At 65.8% G+C, this 18,902-nt stretch carries 14 protein-coding genes and 1 pseudogene; 6 read left to right on the forward strand and 9 right to left on the reverse strand.

From position 1 onward, the window contains the following. The first annotated feature begins 16 nt into the window (after positions 1-16). Positions 17-703 (forward strand): TetR/AcrR family transcriptional regulator, encoded by a 687-nt coding sequence (locus AC4D2W_RS03335; protein WP_490925482.1) that lies wholly within the window; start codon positions 17-19, stop codon positions 701-703. 103 nt (positions 704-806) lie between these two features. Continuing rightward, positions 807-2,900, forward strand: coding sequence for an acyl-CoA dehydrogenase family protein (locus AC4D2W_RS03340; protein ID WP_490925483.1), 2,094 nt, complete (start codon positions 807-809; stop codon positions 2,898-2,900). Between the two features lie 109 nt (positions 2,901-3,009). On the opposite strand, the gene glgA is transcribed toward AC4D2W_RS03340, so the two are convergent. Continuing rightward, positions 3,010-4,215 carry a glycogen synthase gene (gene glgA / locus AC4D2W_RS03345; protein ID WP_490925484.1) on the reverse strand — a complete coding sequence of 402 codons (1,206 nt, stop codon included), beginning with the start codon at positions 4,213-4,215 and terminating at the stop codon, positions 3,010-3,012. A 137-nt stretch (positions 4,216-4,352) separates the two neighbouring features. On the opposite strand from glgA, the pseudogene glgC reads away from it, so the two are divergent. Both glgC and AC4D2W_RS03355 read left to right on the forward strand, forming a co-directional pair. Next, positions 4,353-5,609: pseudogene (gene glgC / locus AC4D2W_RS03350) on the forward strand (glucose-1-phosphate adenylyltransferase); the annotation flags it as partial. Between the two features lie 178 nt (positions 5,610-5,787). After that, the gene (locus AC4D2W_RS03355; protein ID WP_490925485.1) at positions 5,788-7,227 is read left to right on the forward strand and encodes an SDR family NAD(P)-dependent oxidoreductase; all 1,440 of its coding nucleotides are present in this window, start codon (positions 5,788-5,790) and stop codon (positions 7,225-7,227) included. A 7-nt stretch (positions 7,228-7,234) separates the two neighbouring features. Here the strand turns inward: AC4D2W_RS03355 and AC4D2W_RS03360 are convergent, their stop codons facing one another. Beyond that, positions 7,235-9,988, reverse strand: coding sequence for a cation-translocating P-type ATPase (locus AC4D2W_RS03360; protein WP_490925486.1), 2,754 nt, complete (start codon positions 9,986-9,988; stop codon positions 7,235-7,237). A gap of 131 nt (positions 9,989-10,119) precedes the next feature. On the opposite strand from AC4D2W_RS03360, the gene AC4D2W_RS03365 reads away from it, so the two are divergent. Together AC4D2W_RS03365 and pepN are read left to right on the forward strand one after the other, a co-directional pair. Continuing rightward, positions 10,120-11,163, forward strand: a complete 1,044-nt coding sequence (locus AC4D2W_RS03365; RefSeq protein WP_490925487.1) for a YeiH family protein — start codon at positions 10,120-10,122, stop codon at positions 11,161-11,163. Between the two features lie 34 nt (positions 11,164-11,197). Further along, positions 11,198-13,804, forward strand: coding sequence for an aminopeptidase N (gene pepN, locus AC4D2W_RS03370; RefSeq protein WP_490925488.1), 2,607 nt, complete (start codon positions 11,198-11,200; stop codon positions 13,802-13,804). 92 nt (positions 13,805-13,896) lie between these two features. On the opposite strand, the gene AC4D2W_RS03375 is transcribed toward pepN, so the two are convergent. The 7 genes from AC4D2W_RS03375 to AC4D2W_RS03405 all read right to left on the reverse strand — a co-directional run bounded on the left by AC4D2W_RS03375 (position 13,897) and on the right by AC4D2W_RS03405 (position 18,790). Next, on the reverse strand, positions 13,897-14,235 hold the full coding sequence (locus tag AC4D2W_RS03375) for a cupin domain-containing protein (protein ID WP_490925489.1): 339 nt from the start codon (positions 14,233-14,235) through the stop codon (positions 13,897-13,899). Between the two features lie 33 nt (positions 14,236-14,268). After that, on the reverse strand, positions 14,269-15,339 hold the full coding sequence (gene lplAB / locus AC4D2W_RS03380) for a lipoate-protein ligase LplAB (protein ID WP_490925490.1): 1,071 nt from the start codon (positions 15,337-15,339) through the stop codon (positions 14,269-14,271). Between the two features lie 101 nt (positions 15,340-15,440). After that, complete coding sequence (locus AC4D2W_RS03385) at positions 15,441-15,698, reverse strand: type B 50S ribosomal protein L31 (RefSeq protein WP_400929160.1); 258 nt, start codon at positions 15,696-15,698, stop codon at positions 15,441-15,443. A 155-nt stretch (positions 15,699-15,853) separates the two neighbouring features. Further along, positions 15,854-16,774 carry a hypothetical protein gene (locus tag AC4D2W_RS03390; RefSeq protein WP_490925491.1) on the reverse strand — a complete coding sequence of 307 codons (921 nt, stop codon included), beginning with the start codon at positions 16,772-16,774 and terminating at the stop codon, positions 15,854-15,856. A gap of 105 nt (positions 16,775-16,879) precedes the next feature. Next, positions 16,880-17,761 (reverse strand): hypothetical protein, encoded by an 882-nt coding sequence (locus tag AC4D2W_RS03395; RefSeq protein ID WP_490925492.1) that lies wholly within the window; start codon positions 17,759-17,761, stop codon positions 16,880-16,882. Continuing rightward, a complete protein-coding gene (locus tag AC4D2W_RS03400) occupies positions 17,758-18,381 on the reverse strand; it encodes a S24/S26 family peptidase (RefSeq protein ID WP_490925493.1) in 624 nt (207 codons plus the stop codon). The genes AC4D2W_RS03395 and AC4D2W_RS03400 overlap by 4 nt, the downstream gene beginning before the upstream one ends. Continuing rightward, positions 18,365-18,790 carry a hypothetical protein gene (locus AC4D2W_RS03405; protein WP_490925494.1) on the reverse strand — a complete coding sequence of 142 codons (426 nt, stop codon included), beginning with the start codon at positions 18,788-18,790 and terminating at the stop codon, positions 18,365-18,367. The genes AC4D2W_RS03400 and AC4D2W_RS03405 overlap by 17 nt, the downstream gene beginning before the upstream one ends. Positions 18,791-18,902: the final 112 nt, after the last annotated feature.

Raw genomic sequence — 18,902 nt, forward strand, 5'->3', positions numbered from 1 at the left:
TGATACGCTGAGTATCGTGAACACTGCCGTAGAGGATCCTTCCGCCCCCGCGCCGTCCGACGGGCGTTCCCTGAGATGGGAGACGCACCGGGCCGAGCGCCGTCGCGCCTTGATCAAAGCCGCACGGCGGGCGGTCCATTCCCTGGGCGCCGGAGCCTCCATGGAGGAAATTGCGGCAGCGTCGGGGACGTCTAAGTCCGTCTACTACCGTTACTTCGGCGATAAGGCCGGCCTGCAGCAGGCAATGGGCGAAGTGGTCCTGTCCCAGATGCAGGACAAGATCCTGGCCGCCGGCCGCACTGCGGAATCACCCCGGGCAGGCCTGCAGGCCATGGTGTCCGCGTATCTCCAGATGGCCCAGACATCCCCCAACGTGTACGGCTTTGTCACCGGCCTGCCCGCCGGGGAGGCGCCGGGGACCACGGAACCGGGGTTCGCCAAGAGCCTCTCCTCGTTCTTCGAATCCATCGCGGCCATGATGGAGCGCGCCCTGCGCGCCTATCTGGACAGCGGTTCAGCCGCACCCAAGTTCGGCGTCGCAGCAGGATTCTGGCCGACGGCGGCACTGGGCATGGTCCGCGCCGCCGGAGAGCGCTGGCTGGCCACAGAACCGGGACCGGACAAACCCACTGAGGAGGAGATGACCAGGCAGCTCACCGCCTGGCTCTTTGACGGCATCGGTTACGAGCAGGAGCCTGCGTGAACCGGCTGCCGCTCCCACCACAGCTTTCCTTCCGCCCTCCAGGGGCACCGGGCGCCATCGCCCTTAGCATTCACAGGCACAACAACAACAAGAAGGACACGCAATGACGCAAACAGTCTCCAAGCCGGAACGCCAGATCCCCGCCGCTGCCGTGCGCGACGATGACAACGCCGTCGTCGACGTGGACGCCCTGAGCCGGCTGCTGCTGGGCAAATGGGCGGACATCCGCGTGCAGGCGCGCGCGCTCGCAGGACGCGAGGAGCTGCACACGCCGGCAGGCCTCTCCCACACCGAGCACCGCGAACGGGTCATGACCCAGCTGAAGGTGCTCGCGGACTCCGGGGCCGTGCACCGTGCTTTCCCCGTATCCGTCGGCGGCGAGGACAACCACGGCGGCAACGTTGCCGGCTTCGGCGAACTGGTGGTGGCAGACCCGTCGCTGCAGATCAAGGCCGGCGTGCAGTGGGGCCTGTTCGGCGGCGCCGTCATGCACCTGGGCACCAAGGAACACCATGAAAAGTGGCTGCCCGGCATCATGAGCCTGGAAATCCCCGGCTGCTTCGCCATGACCGAAACCGGACACGGTTCCGATGTGGCCAGCATTGCCACCACCGCCGAATACGACGCCGGCACCGAAGAATTCATTATCAACACTCCCTTCCGCGCCGCTTGGAAGGATTACATCGGCAACGCCGCAGTCCACGGCAAGGCTGCAGTGGTCTTCGCCCATCTGATCACCAAGGGCGTGGACCACGGAGTGCACGCGTTCTACGTTGAACTGCGGGACGACAACGGCTTCCTGCCCGGCATCGGCGGCGAGGACGACGGCGTCAAGGGCGGACTGAACGGCATCGACAACGGCCGGCTGCATTTCTCCAACGTCCGTGTTCCGCGCACCAACCTGCTCAACCGCTACGGCAATGTGGAGGCCGACGGCACGTACACCTCGCCGATCGAAAGCCCGGGCCGCCGCTTCTTCACCATGATCGGCACCCTGGTTCAGGGCCGCGTTTCCCTGGACGGCGCGGCAGTGGCCGCCAGCAAGCTGGCCCTGAAGACGGCCGTCCAGTACGCCACCGAACGCCGCCAGTTCAACGGTGCCTCGGACATTGTCGAAGAAGTCCTGATGGACTACCAGCAGCACCAGCGCCGGCTCCTGCCGCGCCTGGCCACCACGTACGCGGCCGCCTTTGCGCACGAGGAACTGCTGCATAAGTTCGACGACGTCTTCTCCGGCGCGCATGACACTGACGAAGACCGCCAGGACCTGGAAACCCTGGCCGCCGGTTTGAAGTCGCTGTCCACCTGGCATGCCCTGGACACGCTGCAGGAAGCGCGCGAGGCCACCGGCGGCGCCGGCTTCCTGGCCGAAAACCGACTGACATCCCTGCGCGCGGACCTGGACGTCTACGCCACGTTCGAGGGCGACAACACCGTCCTGCTCCAGCTAGTCGCCAAGCGGCTGCTCGCTGACTACGCCAAGGAATTCGTGGGAGCCGACTTCGGCGTCCTGGCCCGGTACGCCGTGGGCCAGGCCACCGGCCGGACGGTGCACCGCACCGGACTGCGGCAGATGGTCCAGGCGTTCGCTGACACGGGCTCGGAAAAGAAGTCCGCTATTGCCTTGCGCGATCCCAAGACGCAGCACGACCTGCTGACGGACCGGGTGGGCACCATGGTGGCCGAAGTTGCCGGCGCCCTGCGCGGGGCCCGCAAGCTGCCCAAGGAAAAGGGAGCGGCCGTCTTCAACGACAACCAGCATGCCCTGATCGAAGCTGCGCGTGCCCACGCCGAACTGCTGCAGTGGGAGGCGTTCACGAGGGCTCTGGACACCATCGAGGATGAAGGCACCCGCCAGGTGATGACCTGGATGCGCGATCTGTTCGGGCTGTGCCTGATCGAAAAGAACCTGTCCTGGTACCTGATGCACGGACGCCTCTCCACCCAGCGCGCGCGCACCCTCGGCCCGTACATCAACCGGCTGCTCGCCAAGATCCGCCCGCACGCCCTGGATCTGGTGGATGCTTTTGGCTACGGCCCCGAGCACCTGCGCGCCGCAGTTGCGTCCGGAGCAGAGAAGAAGCGCCAGGACGAAGCCATGGACTACCAGCGCATGCTGCGCGCCAGCGGGGCCGCTCCCGTGGACGAGAAGATCCTGATCCAGCGGAAGAAGCAGGCCGCCAAGTCCAAGCGGTGAACAACAGCGGGCAGCTGAGCTGACCTGCACTGCGGATACAAAAAGGTCCGGACTGCAATGTGCAGTCCGGACCTTTTTGCGTTGGTGACGCTCCGGTGCCTGGAGGCCGCTAGTTGGCGGCCGGCAGCACCGAACGGTAGACCTCAAGGGTGGCCTGGGCGATGGATGCCCACGAGAAGTGCTCAGTGGCGCGGCGCCGGCCTTCTTCGCCCATCCGGCGGGCCCGTTCCGGATCCGCAACCACTTCGGTCAGGGCAGCGGCGAAATCACGGACAAAGGTTTCAGGGTCCAGCGGGGTGCCGGTTCCGTCAGTGACCTGGTCGATCGGCACCAGCAGTCCGGTGACTCCGGGATCCACCACCTCCGGAATGCCGCCCGTTGCGGAGGCCACGACGGCGGTTCCGCAGGCCATGGCCTCCAGGTTGACGATGCCGAGCGGTTCGTAAATGGAGGGGCAGGCAAACACGGTGGCAGAGCTGAGCACCTTGATGAGCTCGGCACGCGGGAGCATCCGCTCGATGACGACGATGCCGCTTCGCTTTTCCCGGAGATCCTCAATCAAAACAGCTGTTTCCGCTGCCAGCTCGGGAGTGTCAGCAGCACCCAGGCACAGCACAAGCTGCACTTCAGGAGGCAGCAGCGCCGCTGCGCGCAGCAGGTACGGCAGGCCCTTCTGGCGCGTGTTGCGTCCCACAAACACCACGCTGGGGCGGGCGGGATCGATTCCCAGTGCCTCGATTCCCTCCGGGTCCGTGTCCGGCTGCCACAGGTCAACGTCGATGCCGTTGTGGACCACCCGCACCTTGGCGGGGTCCACCTCCGGATAGCTGCGCAGGATGTCCTGGCGCATGCCCTCGGAGACCGCAATGATGGCGGCGGCGGCGTCGTACGCAGTTTTCTCCACCCAGGAGGACAGCGCATAGCCACCGCCCAGCTGCTCCGCTTTCCAGGGCCGCAGGGGCTCCAGGCTGTGGGCGCTGAGGACATGGGGAATCCCGTACAGCAGCGAGCCCAGATGGCCGGCCATATTGGCGTACCAGGTGTGGGAGTGGACCAGGTCCGCCCCCTCCAGGCCCTGCAGTATTTCCAGATCGGTTCCCAGCGTCTGCACGGCCGGGTTGGCAGCATCAAGCTCCGCCGGGACGCTGTATGCCTTCACCGAGGCACCGTGGTAATCAGCCTCCCGGGGAGCACCAAAACAGTGGACCTGAAGGTCCACGTACTCGGCCAGCACACGGCTCAGCTCGGCAACATGGACGCCTGCTCCGCCATAGATTTCGGGCGGGAATTCCTTGGACACAATATCTACTCGCACTAAACCAACGTAGTGCACCGGCGCCGCAGTGATCTAGTCTGAAGAACAGCAGACTTATTTAACGTGCTTGACAGCGTCGTCGAATATGTCGAAAGAACACCAGATAGACATGAAGCTACAAGCATGGGAAGTACAAAATGGCGCCAAAGAAGGTCCTGGCCGTTGTCCTGGCAGGCGGGGAAGGCAAACGCCTGATGCCCCTGACAGCGGACCGTGCAAAACCCGCCGTTCCGTTCGCGGGACGGTACCGTCTCATCGACTTCGCCTTATCCAACCTGGTGAACTCGGGATACCTGCAGATTGTGGTTTTGACTCAGTACAAATCCCACAGCCTGGACCGCCACATCTCTGAAACGTGGCGGATGTCCACCCAGCTGCAGAATTACGTGGCATCAGTGCCGGCCCAGCAGCGCATGGGCAAGAGCTGGTTCCTGGGCAGCGCAAACGCGATCTACCAGTCCATGAACCTCATTGACGATGCCCGGCCTGACATTGTGGTGGTGATCGGAGCAGACCACGTCTACCGGATGGACTTCTCCCAGATGGTGGAGGCGCACATCGCGTCCGGAGCATCGGTCAGCGTTGCCGCGGTCCGGCAGCCGCTGCACCTGGCCGATCAATTCGGTGTCATCGAAACGGATCCGGAAAACCCCGGACGCATTGGTGCATTCATCGAAAAACCCGCCACCACGCCAGGGCTCCCGGATGATCCGAACATGTTCCTGGCCTCCATGGGTAATTACGTTTTCAACACCGACGCACTGGTGGAAGCATTGAATGTGGATGCGGAACGGCTTATCACCAAGCACGACATGGGCGGAGACATCATTCCGTACTTTGTGGAGCGCAACGATGCCGCGGTCTATGACTTTTCCCACAACGTCATTCCCGGGGCCACCGGCAGCGACCACCAGTACTGGCGCGACGTCGGTACCCTCGACTCGTACTATGACGCCACGATGGACCTGATTTCCCCGCTGCCGGCGTTCAACCTGTACAACCTCCAGTGGCCCATCTACACGCGCCAGAGCATTTCCCCGCCGGCAAAGTTTGTCCGCAGTGCTGCGGATCAGGCCGGTACCGCGTTTGACTCGATCGTCTCCAACGGCGTCGTGATTTCCGGCGGCACCGTGACCCGGTCGGTAGTGGCGCCGGATGTGTATGTGGACGCCGGCGCGGAGGTCACCGATTCCGTGCTGATGGACGGCATCCATGTGGGTGCGGGCGCTGTGGTCCGCCGGGCGATCATCGACAAGAACGTACAGATTCCGCCGGGAGCCACCATCGGTGTGGACCGTGACCTCGACCTGGCACGGGGCTTTACCGTGACGCCCTCGGGCCTGACTGTACTGAGCAAGGGCCAGAAGGTCACCCTTCCGGAACCCGAAGCCGCGCCCGCCTAGGCAGGCGCAAGCTCCTGTGCAGGCCGCCGTTCGCAGCGGCCTGTGATCTTCGACCGCCGCGGCGCCCGCAATACGGGGCGCCGCGGTGTTTCGTTGTAAGGTCGGATGGCACCAAAATTGCCTTCGCCGTGTCCACCGCCGGCGCCGATTCACAGCAGAAACGATTTTCATGAGCACCCCCGACCTGAGCCCCGAAGACCTTGCCGCCTGCCTGCGGGTCCTGTCCTCCATCCACGTCCTGGACGAGGAAGATCCGGACTACGTTGCCGTCCGGCGGGCCACCGCCAAGATGTTCAAGTCCGTGAAGAAGCACAAGAAGAATGAGAAGCGCAGCGCCGTCGCCGAGGCGGACCGCGCCGTCGTGGCTCTGACGGCCACCGGCGCCTCCGACCGCATCGACGACGAAACCCGCGGTGCGCAGCTGCGGACCTCGGCCCACGGCCACTCGGCCGGCACGCTGCTCAAGCCGCGCAACTGCTACATCTGCAAGCAGCCCTACACCGTGGTGGACGCCTTCTACCACCAGCTGTGCCCGGAGTGCGCGGCCTTCAGCCACGCCAAGCGCGATGCCCGGACGGACCTCACCGGCAAACGCGCACTGCTGACCGGCGGCCGCGCCAAAATCGGCATGTACATTGCCCTGCGGCTGCTGCGCGACGGCGCGCACACCACCATCACCACCCGTTTCCCCAAGGACGCGGCCCGGCGCTTTGCCGCCATGGAGGACTCCGCGGACTGGCTGCACCGGCTGAAGATTGTGGGCATCGACCTGCGTGACCCGGCCCAGGTCATTTCCCTCACTGAATCAGTGGCCGCCGCCGGGCCCCTGGACATCCTGATCAACAACGCCGCCCAGACCGTGCGCCGGACCTCCAACGCCTACCAGCCGTTGGTGGACGCCGAACTCGAGGCACTGCCGGCGTCCGCCGCCATGCCGGAGCTGGTCACCTTCGGCCACACCTACAACGCCCACCCGACGGCGCTGGCCAGCTCGATCGCCGAGCACCCGGTGCTGGCCGGCGACGCGGTCACCTCCCTGGCCCTGACCGCCGGTTCCTCCTCGCTGGAGAAGCTGAACGCGGGCACCGCCATCGATGCCGGCGGGCTGGTGCCGGACACCGCTCCGATCAACAGCTGGACTCAGGTGGTGGACCAGGTGGAGCCCCTGGAAATGCTCGAAGTGCAGCTGTGCAACGTCACCGCGCCGTTCCTGCTGGTCAACCGGCTGCGTCCGGCCATGGCGGCCTCTTCGGCCCGCCGGAAGTACATCGTGAACGTCTCCGCCATGGAAGGGCAGTTCAGCCGCCGGTACAAGGGCCCGGGCCATCCGCACACCAACATGGCCAAGGCCTCGCTGAACATGCTCACCCGCACCAGCGCCGGGGAAATGCTGGAAACGGACGGAATCCTGATGACTGCCGTGGACACTGGCTGGATCACCGACGAGCGTCCGCACCCCACCAAGGTGCGCCTGGCCGAGGAGGGCTTCCATGCTCCCCTGGACCTGGTGGACGGTGCTGCCCGCGTGTATGACCCGATTGTCATGGGCGAAGCAGGAGAGGACCAGTACGGGGTCTTCCTGAAGGACTACAAGCCCTCTCCCTGGTAAGCCGACACTAAGCCGGAAGGGTCTCCCGATCGCGGAAACGGGAGACCGCCTTGCGGATCTCCGACACCCACAGCACGGTTGAACCCACACCCAGGGCCAGGAACCACTGCCCCGAGGTGAGGTCCGTGGTGTCAAAGAGTCCCTGCAGCGCCCCCAGCTGCACCACCAGGACCTGCAGGACGACGACGGCGGCCAGCGACACCCAGATGGCCCGGTTGGTGAACGTCTGCCAGGCGAAGACACTGCCGTTCGCCGAGCGCACATTGAGCAGGTTGAACGCCTGGTAGAACACGAACGTGGTGAAGGCCAGCGTGGTGGCGAACAGCGGATCCCCGGCGCTTCCGGGATACATCTGCGGTGCCAGGTACAGAACGGTGCAGGTTCCTGCGGCCATCACCACTCCCATGGTCAGGATCTGCATAATGCGCCGACCGGTCAGCAGCGGTTCCCGGGCCGGCCGCGGACGCTGTTTCATCAGGTCCGGATCCGCCGGGTCCACGCCAAGGGCCAGGGCGGGCGGACCGTCCATGATGATATTGACCCAGAGGATCTGCAGGGCTGTGAAGGGCGCTCCCCCGGCCAGCGAAAAGGCAGCGGCCGCCAGGAAAATCAGGACGAAACCCCACGCCGTGGTGAGCTGGAACCGGACAAACTTGATGATGTTGGCGTAGATCCCCCGGCCTTCCTGGACCGCGTCGACGATGGTGGCGAAGTTGTCGTCCGTCAGGATCATCTTCGCCGCGCCCTTGGAGACGTCGGTGCCGGTGATTCCCATGGCAATGCCGATATCCGCGCGTTTCAGCGCCGGGGCGTCATTGACGCCGTCGCCGGTCATGGCAACCACCGCGCCGTCGGCCTGCAGCGCACGCACCATCCGGATCTTATGTTCGGGCGAGACCCGGGCCAGCACCCCGTAGCCGGGGGCGCGCCGCTGCAGCTCTTCGTCATCGAGGTTCTCCAGAGCCGCGCCGGACACGGCTTCCCCGCCGATTCCCAGATCCCGCGCGATGGCCGAGGCGGTGATGAGATGGTCCCCGGTGATCATGTGCACGCTGATCCCCGCTTCGCGGGCGCGGGCAATCGCCTCTGCCGCCTCGCTGCGGGGAGGATCCATGATGCCCACCACGGCGTAGATGGTCAGGCCCGCCACGCTGTCCCGCAGCTCGTCCGGGTCTGCCGGCAGCGGTTCCTCCACCGGGCGGCCCGCCACGGCCATGGTGCGCAGCCCGCGCTCGGCGAACGCGGTGACTTCGCCGCTGATGCGCTGGCGGTCCTGGGAAGTCAGCGGCCGGCGGCCCTCGGCGGTGGCGATGAACTGCGACCGCTCCAGGAGCACTCCGGGCGCCCCCTTGGCATAGCAGAACACTTCGTTTGCGGGTCCCGGGCCCTGCCGCGATTCCTCGTCGGCCGGGCGCCGGTTGAACGTGGCCATGAACTTGTAGTCCGAGTCAAAGGGCACCTCCGCGATGCGCGGATGCGACGCGCGGGCACCCTCGGCGTCGATGCCGCCCTTCTCCGCAAGGACCACCAGTGCCCCCTCGGTGGGATCGCCGGTGAGTACGCCGTCGCGCACCGAGGCATCGTTGCACAGCGCGAAGCCCAGGAAGGCCACCGACAGTGCCGGCGCCGGCCGCCCGTCGGCGCTGAGTACCGCGCCCTCCGTGGAGTAGCCGGAGCCCGAGACCCGAAAGACCCGGCCGGAGGCGGTGTAGAGACGCCGCACGGTCATTTCGTTCAGGGTCAGCGTGCCGGTTTTGTCGGTGCAGATCTGGGAGGTGCTGCCCAGCGTTTCCACGGCGGACAGCTGTTTGATGATGGCACCGCGCGCGGCCAGCCGGGAGGCTCCCATCGCCAGGGTGAACGCGACGACGGCGGTCAGCCCCTCCGGGATGGTGGCCACCGCCAGGGAGACGGCGGTGAGGAACAGGTCCTCCCAGCTGTCACCACGCAGCAGGCCCAGGATAAACACCACGGCCACGACAATCAGCGCCACATAGGTGAGCAGCCGGGCCAGCTGGTCGATGCTGCGCTGCAGCGTGGTCTTTTCCTCCGCAGTGGAGCCGAGCAGATGGGCGATCCGGCCGATCTGGGTGTCCATGCCGGTACCGGTGACCAGCAGGACGGCCCTCCCCCGGCTGACGTCGGTGTCCATGTACAGCATGTTCGTGCGGTCCGCCACCGGCAGTTCCGGGTCGGTTAGTGCGCCCGTTGTCTTGTTGACCGGCTGGGATTCCCCGGTCAGGGCGGCTTCGGCCACCTGCAGCCGGACTGCTTCCAGGAGCCGGCCGTCAGCGGGGACTGTATCCCCGGCCTCCAGGAGGACCACGTCCCCCGGCACCACCTCGGTGCGCGGAACATCCACGGAGGCGCCGTTGCGCCGGACGGTCGCTACGGACACCGCGCTGCTGCGCAGGGCCTCCAGGCTGTTCTCCGCCCGCTGTTCCTGGACGTAGTTCAGGGTCGTGTTCAGCGCGATCACCACCAGGATAACCAGCGGGGTTTCCCACTCGCGGGAGACGACGGCGCTGATCACGGCTGCCGCAATCAGTACCAGGATCAGCCGGTCCGACAGGAGCCGGAGAATTTTCTGCCAGCCCGGAATCTTCCGGCCGGCATCCAGCTCATTCGGTCCGTACCGCGCCAGACGCTGCCGGACCTGATCCGCACTGAGGCCCTCGGCCGGCGAGACATCCATTTGTGCTGCGGCCTGTACGGGGGAACGGGTCCAGGGGTACTCCGGGATCTGCAGCTGGTCAGCCATGTGGTGCCTCTAAAAACTAGGGGGTGTTCCTCACTGTAACAAAGGCCACACGCGCGCAAATCCCTCGGCTGCGGTACACGGCTCCAGCGGCGCTGTTTGGCCGGCATCCTCTTCTGCGGCAGGGTGGAACCGTGAACACCACTTCTTCTCCCGCACGCCGCGCGTCAACGCTTCCCGGGCTGTTGATTGCCGCTGCGGCGGTCATCCCTGCGTATCTGCTGCATCTCGTCCTCCCCGGGCTGCCGGTCCTGACCGCGGCGGTGATCCTGGGGCTCCTGGCAGCCAACCTGCCGGGGATCTCCACAGCGGTATCCGGGCCATTGAAGCCGGGACTGTCCCTCACCGCCCGGAAACTGATGCGTTTGGGGATTGTCCTGCTGGGATTGAAGGTCTCACTGGTGGATATTGCCGGGCTGGGGTGGGGAGCCCTGCTTTTGATCGTGGCGCTGGTGGGAACAGCCTTCGCGGGCACCTATGCGATCTGCCGGGCCTTTCGCCTGCCCGGTGAGGAACCGCTGCTTATTGCCTCGGGGTTTTCCATCTGCGGGGTGTCGGCCATCGGAGCGATGGCCGCTGCCCGCCGGGTCCGGCAGGAAGACACGGTGGTGCCCATAGCGCTGGTCACGCTGTGCGGCACGCTGGCCATAGGCGTGCTCCCGCTGCTGGACTCCCTGCTGCGCCTTCCCGGGGAGACCTTCGGAATATGGACCGGAGCCTCCGTGCATGACGTTGGACAAGTGGTGGCTACAGCCCAGACCGCCGGTACGGCAGCGCTCGCGGCCGCCGTCGTCGTCAAGCTGGCGCGCGTGGTCCTGCTGGCCCCCATGACTGCGGCAGCGGGAGTAATGGGACGCCGCCAGGCCGCAGTCGGCGGGAACGCGGCCCTCGGCGGGGACGGGACGCCGGGGAAGCGTCCACCCCTGGTTCCCCTGTTTGTAGCCGGCTTCCTGGCCCTGATCCTGGTGCGCACCGCCGGGGTTCTGCCGGCCGGGGTGCTGGAGGCGGCAGCCCTGGCGCAGGAAATCCTCTTTGCCGCAGCCCTGTTTGCACTGGGTGCTGCGGTGCGCTTCCGCGCCCTTTTTGCCTCGGGGATCCGGGCGCTTTCAGCGGCGCTGGTGTCCTGGTTCCTGATCGGAGCCCTGGGCCTCGGTCTGGCCCTGCTGCTCGCCCCGTAACCCGCGTCCCCGGGGAAAGTGATTCAATGAACATGTGTCGAACCAGAATCTGCGCCGTGTTGAAGCCGCCGCCCGCTCTGCCCTTATATCCGTTGACGCCTACGATGTTGATCTTGACCTAAGCAACGCCGAGGATCCCTCGGCCACCGGTTTCCGTTCCCGCAGCACCATTGCCTTCACCTGCACCGAGGCCGGAGCGGAGACCTTCCTGGACTTCATCCACGGCGGCGTGGCCAAGGTGGTCCTGAACGGCCGCACGCTCCCCCTGGACACCGCCGTCGACGGCGCCCGCATCCACCTGACGGACCTGGACTACGTCAATGTGGTCACAGTGGACGGGACCGCCCTGTACAGCCGCAGCGGCGAGGGCATGCACCGGTTCACTGATCCGGCGGATTCCCGCACCTACCTCTACACCCAGTACGAACCGGCCGATGCCCGGCGGGTGTTCGCCAACTTTGAGCAGCCGGACCTCAAGGCCGCCTTCACATTCCATGTCACCGCACCCTCGGACTGGGAAGTTGCCTCCAACGGCGCGGAAACCAACCGCACCGTGCTCGACGACGGCGTCAGCCGCTGGGACTTTGCCCCCACACAGCGCATCTCCACCTACATCACCTCTGTGCTGGCCGGACCGTACTTCAAGGCCGAGGACGCCTGGTCCGCCGCCCTGCCGGACGGCACCGTCCTGGACATTCCCCTGGGCGCTTACTGCCGCTCCTCGCTCGCTGAGCATTTTGATCCGCAGAACATCTTCGAGATCACCAAACAGGGACTGGACTACTTCAACGAGCTGTTTGCCTACCCCTACCCGTTCGGCAAGTACGATCAGGCCTTTGTGCCCGAATACAACCTCGGCGCCATGGAGAACCCCGGCCTGGTGACCTTCACCGAGGCTTACGTGTTCCGTTCCAAGGCCACCGAGGCGCAGTACGAGGCGCGGGCCAACACCATCCTGCACGAGATGGCGCACATGTGGTTCGGCGACCTGGTGACCATGAAGTGGTGGGATGACCTGTGGCTGAAGGAGTCCTTCGCGGATTACATGGGCGCCCTGGCCGTGGATCAGGCCACCGCTTTCACTAATTCCTGGGTCAGCTTCGCCAACCGGCGCAAGGCCTGGGCCTACACCCAGGACCAGCTGCCCACCACGCATCCGATCGTGGCTGACATTACCGATTTGGAAGCGGCCAAGCAGAATTTCGACGGCATCACCTACGCCAAGGGCGCCTCCGTGCTCAAGCAGCTGGTGGCCTACGTGGGCTTTGATGCCTTTATTGATGCGGCGCGGGGCTACTTCCGTGACCATGCCTACGGCAACACCACCCTTGCGGACCTGCTCAGCGCCCTCAGTGAGGCCTCGGGCCGGGACATGGGCGCCTGGTCGCGGCTGTGGCTGCAGACAGCGGGCGTTCCGACGCTGACCACCGAGGTGGAAACGGACGACGACGGCGTCATCACCTCGGTCACGATCGTCCAGAACGCCCCCGATCCCGTCAGCGGGGAACAGGTTCCCCGCCCGCACCGACTGCGGGTCGGACTGTACAACCCGGACGCCGCGGGTGCGCTGGTCCGCACCGGCAGTGTGGAAATCGACGTCGCCGGTCCCCGCACCACGGTCCCTGAGCTCACGGGCATGAAGCGCCCTGCCGTGCTTCTGCTCAACGACGAGGACCTGACCTACGCCAAAATCCGTTTCGACTCTGATTCGCTGCAGGCCCTGATGCAGAACCTGGGCCGGATTCCCGATCCGCTGGCCCGGGCGGTGTGCTTCTCCGCGCTGTGGAACGGTGTCCGGGACGGCATTATCAGCGCCCGCGACTACATCCGGCTCATTGTGCACGCCGCTCCGGCCGAGACTGGTGCCGGCGTACTGCAGGTCCTGCTGGACAACTCCCGGTTTGCCGTGGAGCGGTACACCCCCGCGGAGGACCGTGCCGACCTGCGCGAAGTCCTGTACTCACTGGTGATTGACCAGCTTCAGCAGGCGGAACCCGGAAGCGACCGCCAGCTGATCTGGGCACGGAACGCCGCCGCCCTGGGCCAGCACAGCACCTCCCATGCCGAGCTCCTGCGCGGTCTCCTGCAGGGAACCGCCACTATTCCGGGCCTCACCGTGGACTCCGACCTGCGCTGGTCGCTCTGGCAGGCGCTGGCAGCCACGGGCAACGCCACCCGCGGCGAACTGGAGGCCGAACTGGCGCAGGATCCCACCGCCTCGGGACGGGTGGGCTTCACTACGGCCGCCGCAGCGTTCCCCGAGCTGGCCGTCAAGGCGGCTGCCTGGCAGGATGCGGTGCATTCGGATGAACTGTCCAACCAGCTGCTCTCCGCAACCATTGAAGGCATCACGATCGGCAGCACGGACCTGCTGTCCGTCTTCCAGGCCGACTACTTTGCGTCCCTGACCCTGGTCTGGAGCTCACGCAGCATTGGGCAGGCCAGCCGTGTGGTGACGGGACTCTTCCCCGGTGCACAGGACCTGCCCAAACACATGGTTGCCGCGGACCATCCGGTCCTGGTTGCCAGCATGGACTGGCTCGAAGCCAATCCGCAGGCCCCCGCTGCCCTGCGCCGGATCATCCTGGAGCAGCAGGACCAGCTGCTGCGGGCACTGCGGGTGCAGGCTGCCGGCAGGTAGGTTCTGAAGACGGCGGGGGTTCCCGGGGCATCAATGCCCCGGGAACCCCCGTCAGGTGCCCTGAGGCCCGCTGGACCGCTGTCCTGCGGGCCTCAGGGGTGGTTCCGCTTGGCTACCGTCAGCAGGACCGCGGAATCTTCCACAGCCTCCACCGAGTGCCGGGCCTGCGGCACAATCAGCAGGTCACCCGCGGAACCTTCCCATGTATGCGCCTCCGCTACCAGCCGGACCCGGCCCTTGAGGACATAGACGGTGGCTTCTCCCGGATTCTCATGTTCATCCAAAATGAATCCGGCATTCAGGGCGATCACCGTCTGCCGGAGAACGTGCTCGTGGCCGCCGTAGACCGTCTGGGCGCTGCGGCCGCTCGAGGCTTCGCCGGCGATCTGCAGCTGGGTCCGCACCAATGCGGTCAGAGACTTTTTTTCCATGCTCGGCAGTCTATGGCAGGAGGACTCAGATCCCTAGGGAACCCGGTTCAGCCATTCAGCGGTGCCGAACTTGTCCGCCACCTTCGCTTCTGCCATGGCGAGTTCCTCATCCGTAAGGCCGGCCTCCACGGCACCGTAGCGCGCCGCGAAGGTCTCCATCATGGTCCGGATGATCTCTTCCCGCGTGAGACCGGTCTGGCGGCGCAGCGGATCCACCCGCTTCTTGGCGCTGGTGGTGCCCTTGTCGGAGAGCTTCTCCTTGCCGATCCGCAGGACTTCAAGCATCTTGTCAGCGTCAATGTCGTAGGACATCGTCACGTGGTGCAGCATGCCGCCGTTGCTGAAGCGCTTCTGGGCCGCTCCGCCAATTTTGCCCTGATCAGTCGCGATGTCGTTGAGCGGCTGGTACCAGGCCTTAATGCCCAGTTTTTCCAGCGATTCCATCACCCAGGCGTCGAGGAAGGGATAGGACTCGGCAAAGCTCAGGCCGTCCACCAGGGACTGCGGAACATAGATCGAGTACGTGATGGCGTTGCCGTGCTCCATGAACATGGCTCCGCCGCCGCTGATGCGCCGGACCACCGTCACCCCGTGCTTCTGCGCGCCCTGGGGATCCACTTCGTTGCGCAGCGACTGGAAACTGCCGATCACCACTGACGGTGTTTCCCATTCCCAGAACCGCAGGGTGGGGTTGCGTTTGCCGGCACCGACTTCTTCAGCCAGCACTTCGTCCATGGCCACGTGCATGGCCGTTGAGAGGGGTGTGGGGCCGATGATCTCCCACTTGTGATCCGTCCAGCCGGTCGCCTTGGCCAGGGCCCGGCGGACGGCGGTGGCTATGGCCTCCGGCGAGAAACCGAAAAGGACGGCATCGGAGGGCAGGTTGGCCCGCACCGCCGCGGCGATGTCGGCTCCCGCCGTCTCTGCCGGGAGTCCTTCCAGGGCCGCGTTGATGTCGGCGAGGGCGTCATCGGGCTCCAGGAAGAAATCTCCGCTGAGCGAGACATCCGCCAGTTTCCCGCCGCGGACGTCCAGGTCCACCACTACGAGTTTTCCGCCGACCACCTTGAACTCTCCGTGCAGGCGGCTACCGTCCTGTTGCATGATGCTCCTTCAACTTCCTTCTGCGCATATAAAAAGGCCCGCTCGGAAAATACCGGGCGGGCCTTCTTAGTCTAGAACCTGCAATGTTCGTTACAAACGAATTACTTCTTGGAACCGAAGCCCTTGAAGCGGGCGTTGAAGCGCTCGACACGGCCGGCGGAGTCCATGATGCGCTGCTTGCCCGTGTAGAACGGGTGCGACGCGGAGGAGATTTCCACCTCGATGAGGGGGTAGGTGTTGCCGTCTTCCCACTCAATCGTCTTGGCGGAAGTTGCCGTGGAGTTGGTCAGGAACGAGGTGTCGGACGCGAGATCGCGGAAGACAACCGGGCCGTACTTCGGGTGGATATCAGACTTCAATGTATTACCTTCTTTTGGTGCCTGGATTTTGCCAGGCACTGGTGGTTGAAAGCTTGGAATGTCCCCGTTCTGCGCAGCGAAGCGCATCTGCGGGGATCACCAATTCAGCATACCGCAAACCGGGCAGCAGGTTAAAGCCGGGGACGGCCGCAGCGTCAGGATCCCCAGCCGGTGTTGTCAGCGGTGATGCTGGACGTGATTCCGCGGGTCTGTGCGGAAAGCTCAAACCGGACCGGCCGGTAGAAGTCGTCCAGCCACAGGGTCACGGAGGTGGGCATCATGTCCCCCGCTTCGGCGTCCGCCGGCCGGTGGCCGCTGATCTTGGTCCGCGCCGCCCCGTCCAGGACTGCGCCGTAGTCCACGGTCAGGGAGTCGGAATTCTGAAGCAGTTCCGCCACGCGGTCCGGATTGGCGGTCAGCTCCGCAGCCCGGGACAGCACTGCGGCGTACTCCTCTTCGGGTGTTCCGGATGTATTGGCGCTGACCCTGCCGCCCCCGGTGTCCACGCTGCTGCCGCCTGCTCCCGCCGTAATTTTCAGCCCTGGGTCGCGGTCCTCAAGGCTGAGGGAGAACTCGGGAGCAGTGGTGAACCGCATCGTATGGGTTCCCTGCGGAATCCAGCTCGACGCCGTGGTCAGCGTTTGTGTTGCCCCGCCGCCGGCGATCATCGCCGCACGCAGGCAATCCCCCGCTTCGGCTGCCGGAAAAGATGCAGTATCCCGGCGCAGCAGGAACTGGCAGGCGTCCTGGACCGGCTGGGGCATCCCCTCCTGGTTCCCGGTAACGCCAACCTTCAGCGGCTCGGGGGTGGGCGTGGGCGTGGGTACCGGCGCCGGCAAGGGAGCCGGAAGCGCAGGAGCCGAAGCTTGGCGTACCGGTATGGAAGGTACGGGCGCCGGTGACGCGGAAGCCAGCTGCCGTGCTGCACTCTGTTCCGCCGTGGGCCCACAGGCCACCAGTGCCAGGCCGAGCGAGGCTGCCAGCAGGAGGGCCGGCGGGAGAGAACGGAACGGCAGGCCTGCGGCGGTCCGGCGGGGGCCCGCCGGACCGAGGTCATGGGAGTGTTCGGACTTCATGCTGAACCCTTCATGCTGACGCCCCGGGTCTGTGAACACCGCTCAGTGTTCCACCATCGCCGGCAAAGGGTAAGCCCATGGGGCGGGTTCGCTGCCGATCCGGCCTCAGGAGCAGTTGAAGAGATTGCCGCCTGTGGCCGGCCCGGACGAGGCCTTGCCCTGCAGCCATACCGTGACGGTTTTGTCGCCTCCCACGTACTTGGTGTTCACATCCGCCTGCCCCCGCACCTCCAGCATCGGCATTGCCGAGCAGGACCATCCCGGGGCCAGCGTGACGCCGTTGTGGCTGTCCACCACGTTGGCGGCCAGCTTGAGGTCGGGGTGTTCCATGTTGATCGTGAGCTGCCATTCGACGTCTTCGGACTCCGACGGGCTGGTCACGGTGGCGTAGAAGTTGTAGTTGTCCGGCTGCGGGTAGCCCCACACGTCGATCCGCACATCCGTGACGTCACAGGTTTTGGTACCGGTCGGGTCGTTCAGGACGGTGCAGCTCACCAGCGGCTCCGTCGCCGGATCCTCTGCCGGCGGAGTGTAGGTCCAGTCCGTGGGCACGCCCCACGTTCCGATCGTGACGGCGGCGCCGTCGACGTCGGCCGGCTTGTATCCGGGCACGGCCACGGTAGCTGACCCTGTGGTGCCTGCGGCCAGCGATATGGTCCCCGACGTCACCGCTTCGCCGCCCTCTCCGAACAGCGTCAGAGCCAGTTCACGCCCTCCGCATGCAGTTCCCAGACCGGCCAGCTCCACTGTGCTCGACTCCACTGTGCTCGACTCGCCTGAGCTGACCGCCCCGGCGGTCGCGGACACGGCCCGGGTGCAGCGGTCGGCAACGGAGGCGCTGCTGATGCTCCCCGGGGCGAGGGGAAGCTGCGCGGCTGCGGCCGGATTCAGGGTGAAGGCCAGCAGCAGCACGAGCACCATGAGGCTGGCGGCCAGGGCCAGCGGTGCCCGCCGCGATGACTTCGTCGCCGGACTCTGAACGCTCACTGCGGCACTCCTTCCATTTCGCGGGCTGATGCCGGCGCGTCACCGGACACTGTCCCGGGATCCGTGCCGGCGGAATCCTCAGGGTCCTCGGTCCGTGGCCACAGATAGATCGCCGCGGCAAGGAGCAGCAGCGAACCCCAGATGAAGGGGTTCCCGAGGCCGTACACGATGCTGCCCAGGCCCGGGAGGTGGACGGCGGCGATCCCGACGACATCCGCGTTGTCCGGGTTCCACGGGTCGAGGAAATCGTTGTTGTCGCCCTGCAGCACCCACCCCTGGGCTCCGTCTCCGCCAACGATCCGGTGGATCACCCGCCCACCGTCAGTGTCCGGCGGCGTGTAGACGACGACGTCGCCAACGGCCGGCTCGCCGCAGCGTGACCACACCAGGTCACCCGTGGAGTAGGTGGGCTCCATCGAGTTCCCCGAGACGATCGTCATGGTGCTGCAGCCGCCGAGCAATGACGGCCAGAAGAGATACGCCATGCCCGCAACGAGGGCCGCCAGGACCAAGCCGGCAAACACCGAACGCAGCCGGCGCGCACGGGGCGCGCCGGCTGTCGTGGGGCTGCTTGAGGCAGGCGCTGCCGGGGCAGCGCTGCGGTTAGGAGTGGATGACAATGGCAACGTTGCTGACGTCCTCGGCGGAAACATCCTTCAGCGGCACCGTGATCGAGGTACCGGAGACGGTCCCGGTGGCCTCGGTGCCGAGAACGGAACCGGCATCGTCCGTCAGGGTTACCTTGTAATTCTGTCCATTGCAGGCAGCGGCAATGGAGTCCAGGTTGAGGCTGGTCGCCTTGTACCCGGCGTCGGTGCCCGATACGAAACTGCTGTCGAAGCTGACGCCGATTGGCGTGCCCTCGGGCTGGCAGCTGGCAATGACTGTTGCGCCGGCGCCCAGGCTGCCGGTGCCGAGGTTAAGCTGGGCGGCTGCGGCGATGGACAGGCCCGCGACACCCACGGCGCCGAGGGCGAGAGCTGCGGTCTTGCGACGCTTGGCAGAAGTGCGGGAAGTGTTAGAAGTCATGGTTTTTCCTCCACGTACGAGGCGTCCCCAGGAACGCTTACACTAACTACGACTACGCCGGCACGGCCGACAGGGCCGCCCGGAATTCAGAACCGGGCGGAGGGCCACGGCA

It is taken from the genome of Arthrobacter sp. TJ-58 (assembly GCF_058269295.1).

What these genes read in the sequence shown, in the direction of transcription:
- AC4D2W_RS03360 (WP_490925486.1), bottom strand. Translation starts at nt 9,988, where the DNA reads ATGGCTGACCAGCTGCAGATCCCGGAGTACCCCTGGACCCGTTCCCCC.
- AC4D2W_RS03355 (WP_490925485.1), top strand. Translation starts at nt 5,788, where the DNA reads ATGAGCACCCCCGACCTGAGCCCCGAAGACCTTGCCGCCTGCCTGCGG.
- AC4D2W_RS03375 (WP_490925489.1), bottom strand. Translation starts at nt 14,235, where the DNA reads ATGGAAAAAAAGTCTCTGACCGCATTGGTGCGGACCCAGCTGCAGATC.
- lplAB (WP_490925490.1), bottom strand. Translation starts at nt 15,339, where the DNA reads ATGCAACAGGACGGTAGCCGCCTGCACGGAGAGTTCAAGGTGGTCGGC.
- AC4D2W_RS03405 (WP_490925494.1), bottom strand. Translation starts at nt 18,790, where the DNA reads ATGACTTCTAACACTTCCCGCACTTCTGCCAAGCGTCGCAAGACCGCA.
- AC4D2W_RS03340 (WP_490925483.1), top strand. Translation starts at nt 807, where the DNA reads ATGACGCAAACAGTCTCCAAGCCGGAACGCCAGATCCCCGCCGCTGCC.
- AC4D2W_RS03390 (WP_490925491.1), bottom strand. Translation starts at nt 16,774, where the DNA reads ATGAAGTCCGAACACTCCCATGACCTCGGTCCGGCGGGCCCCCGCCGG.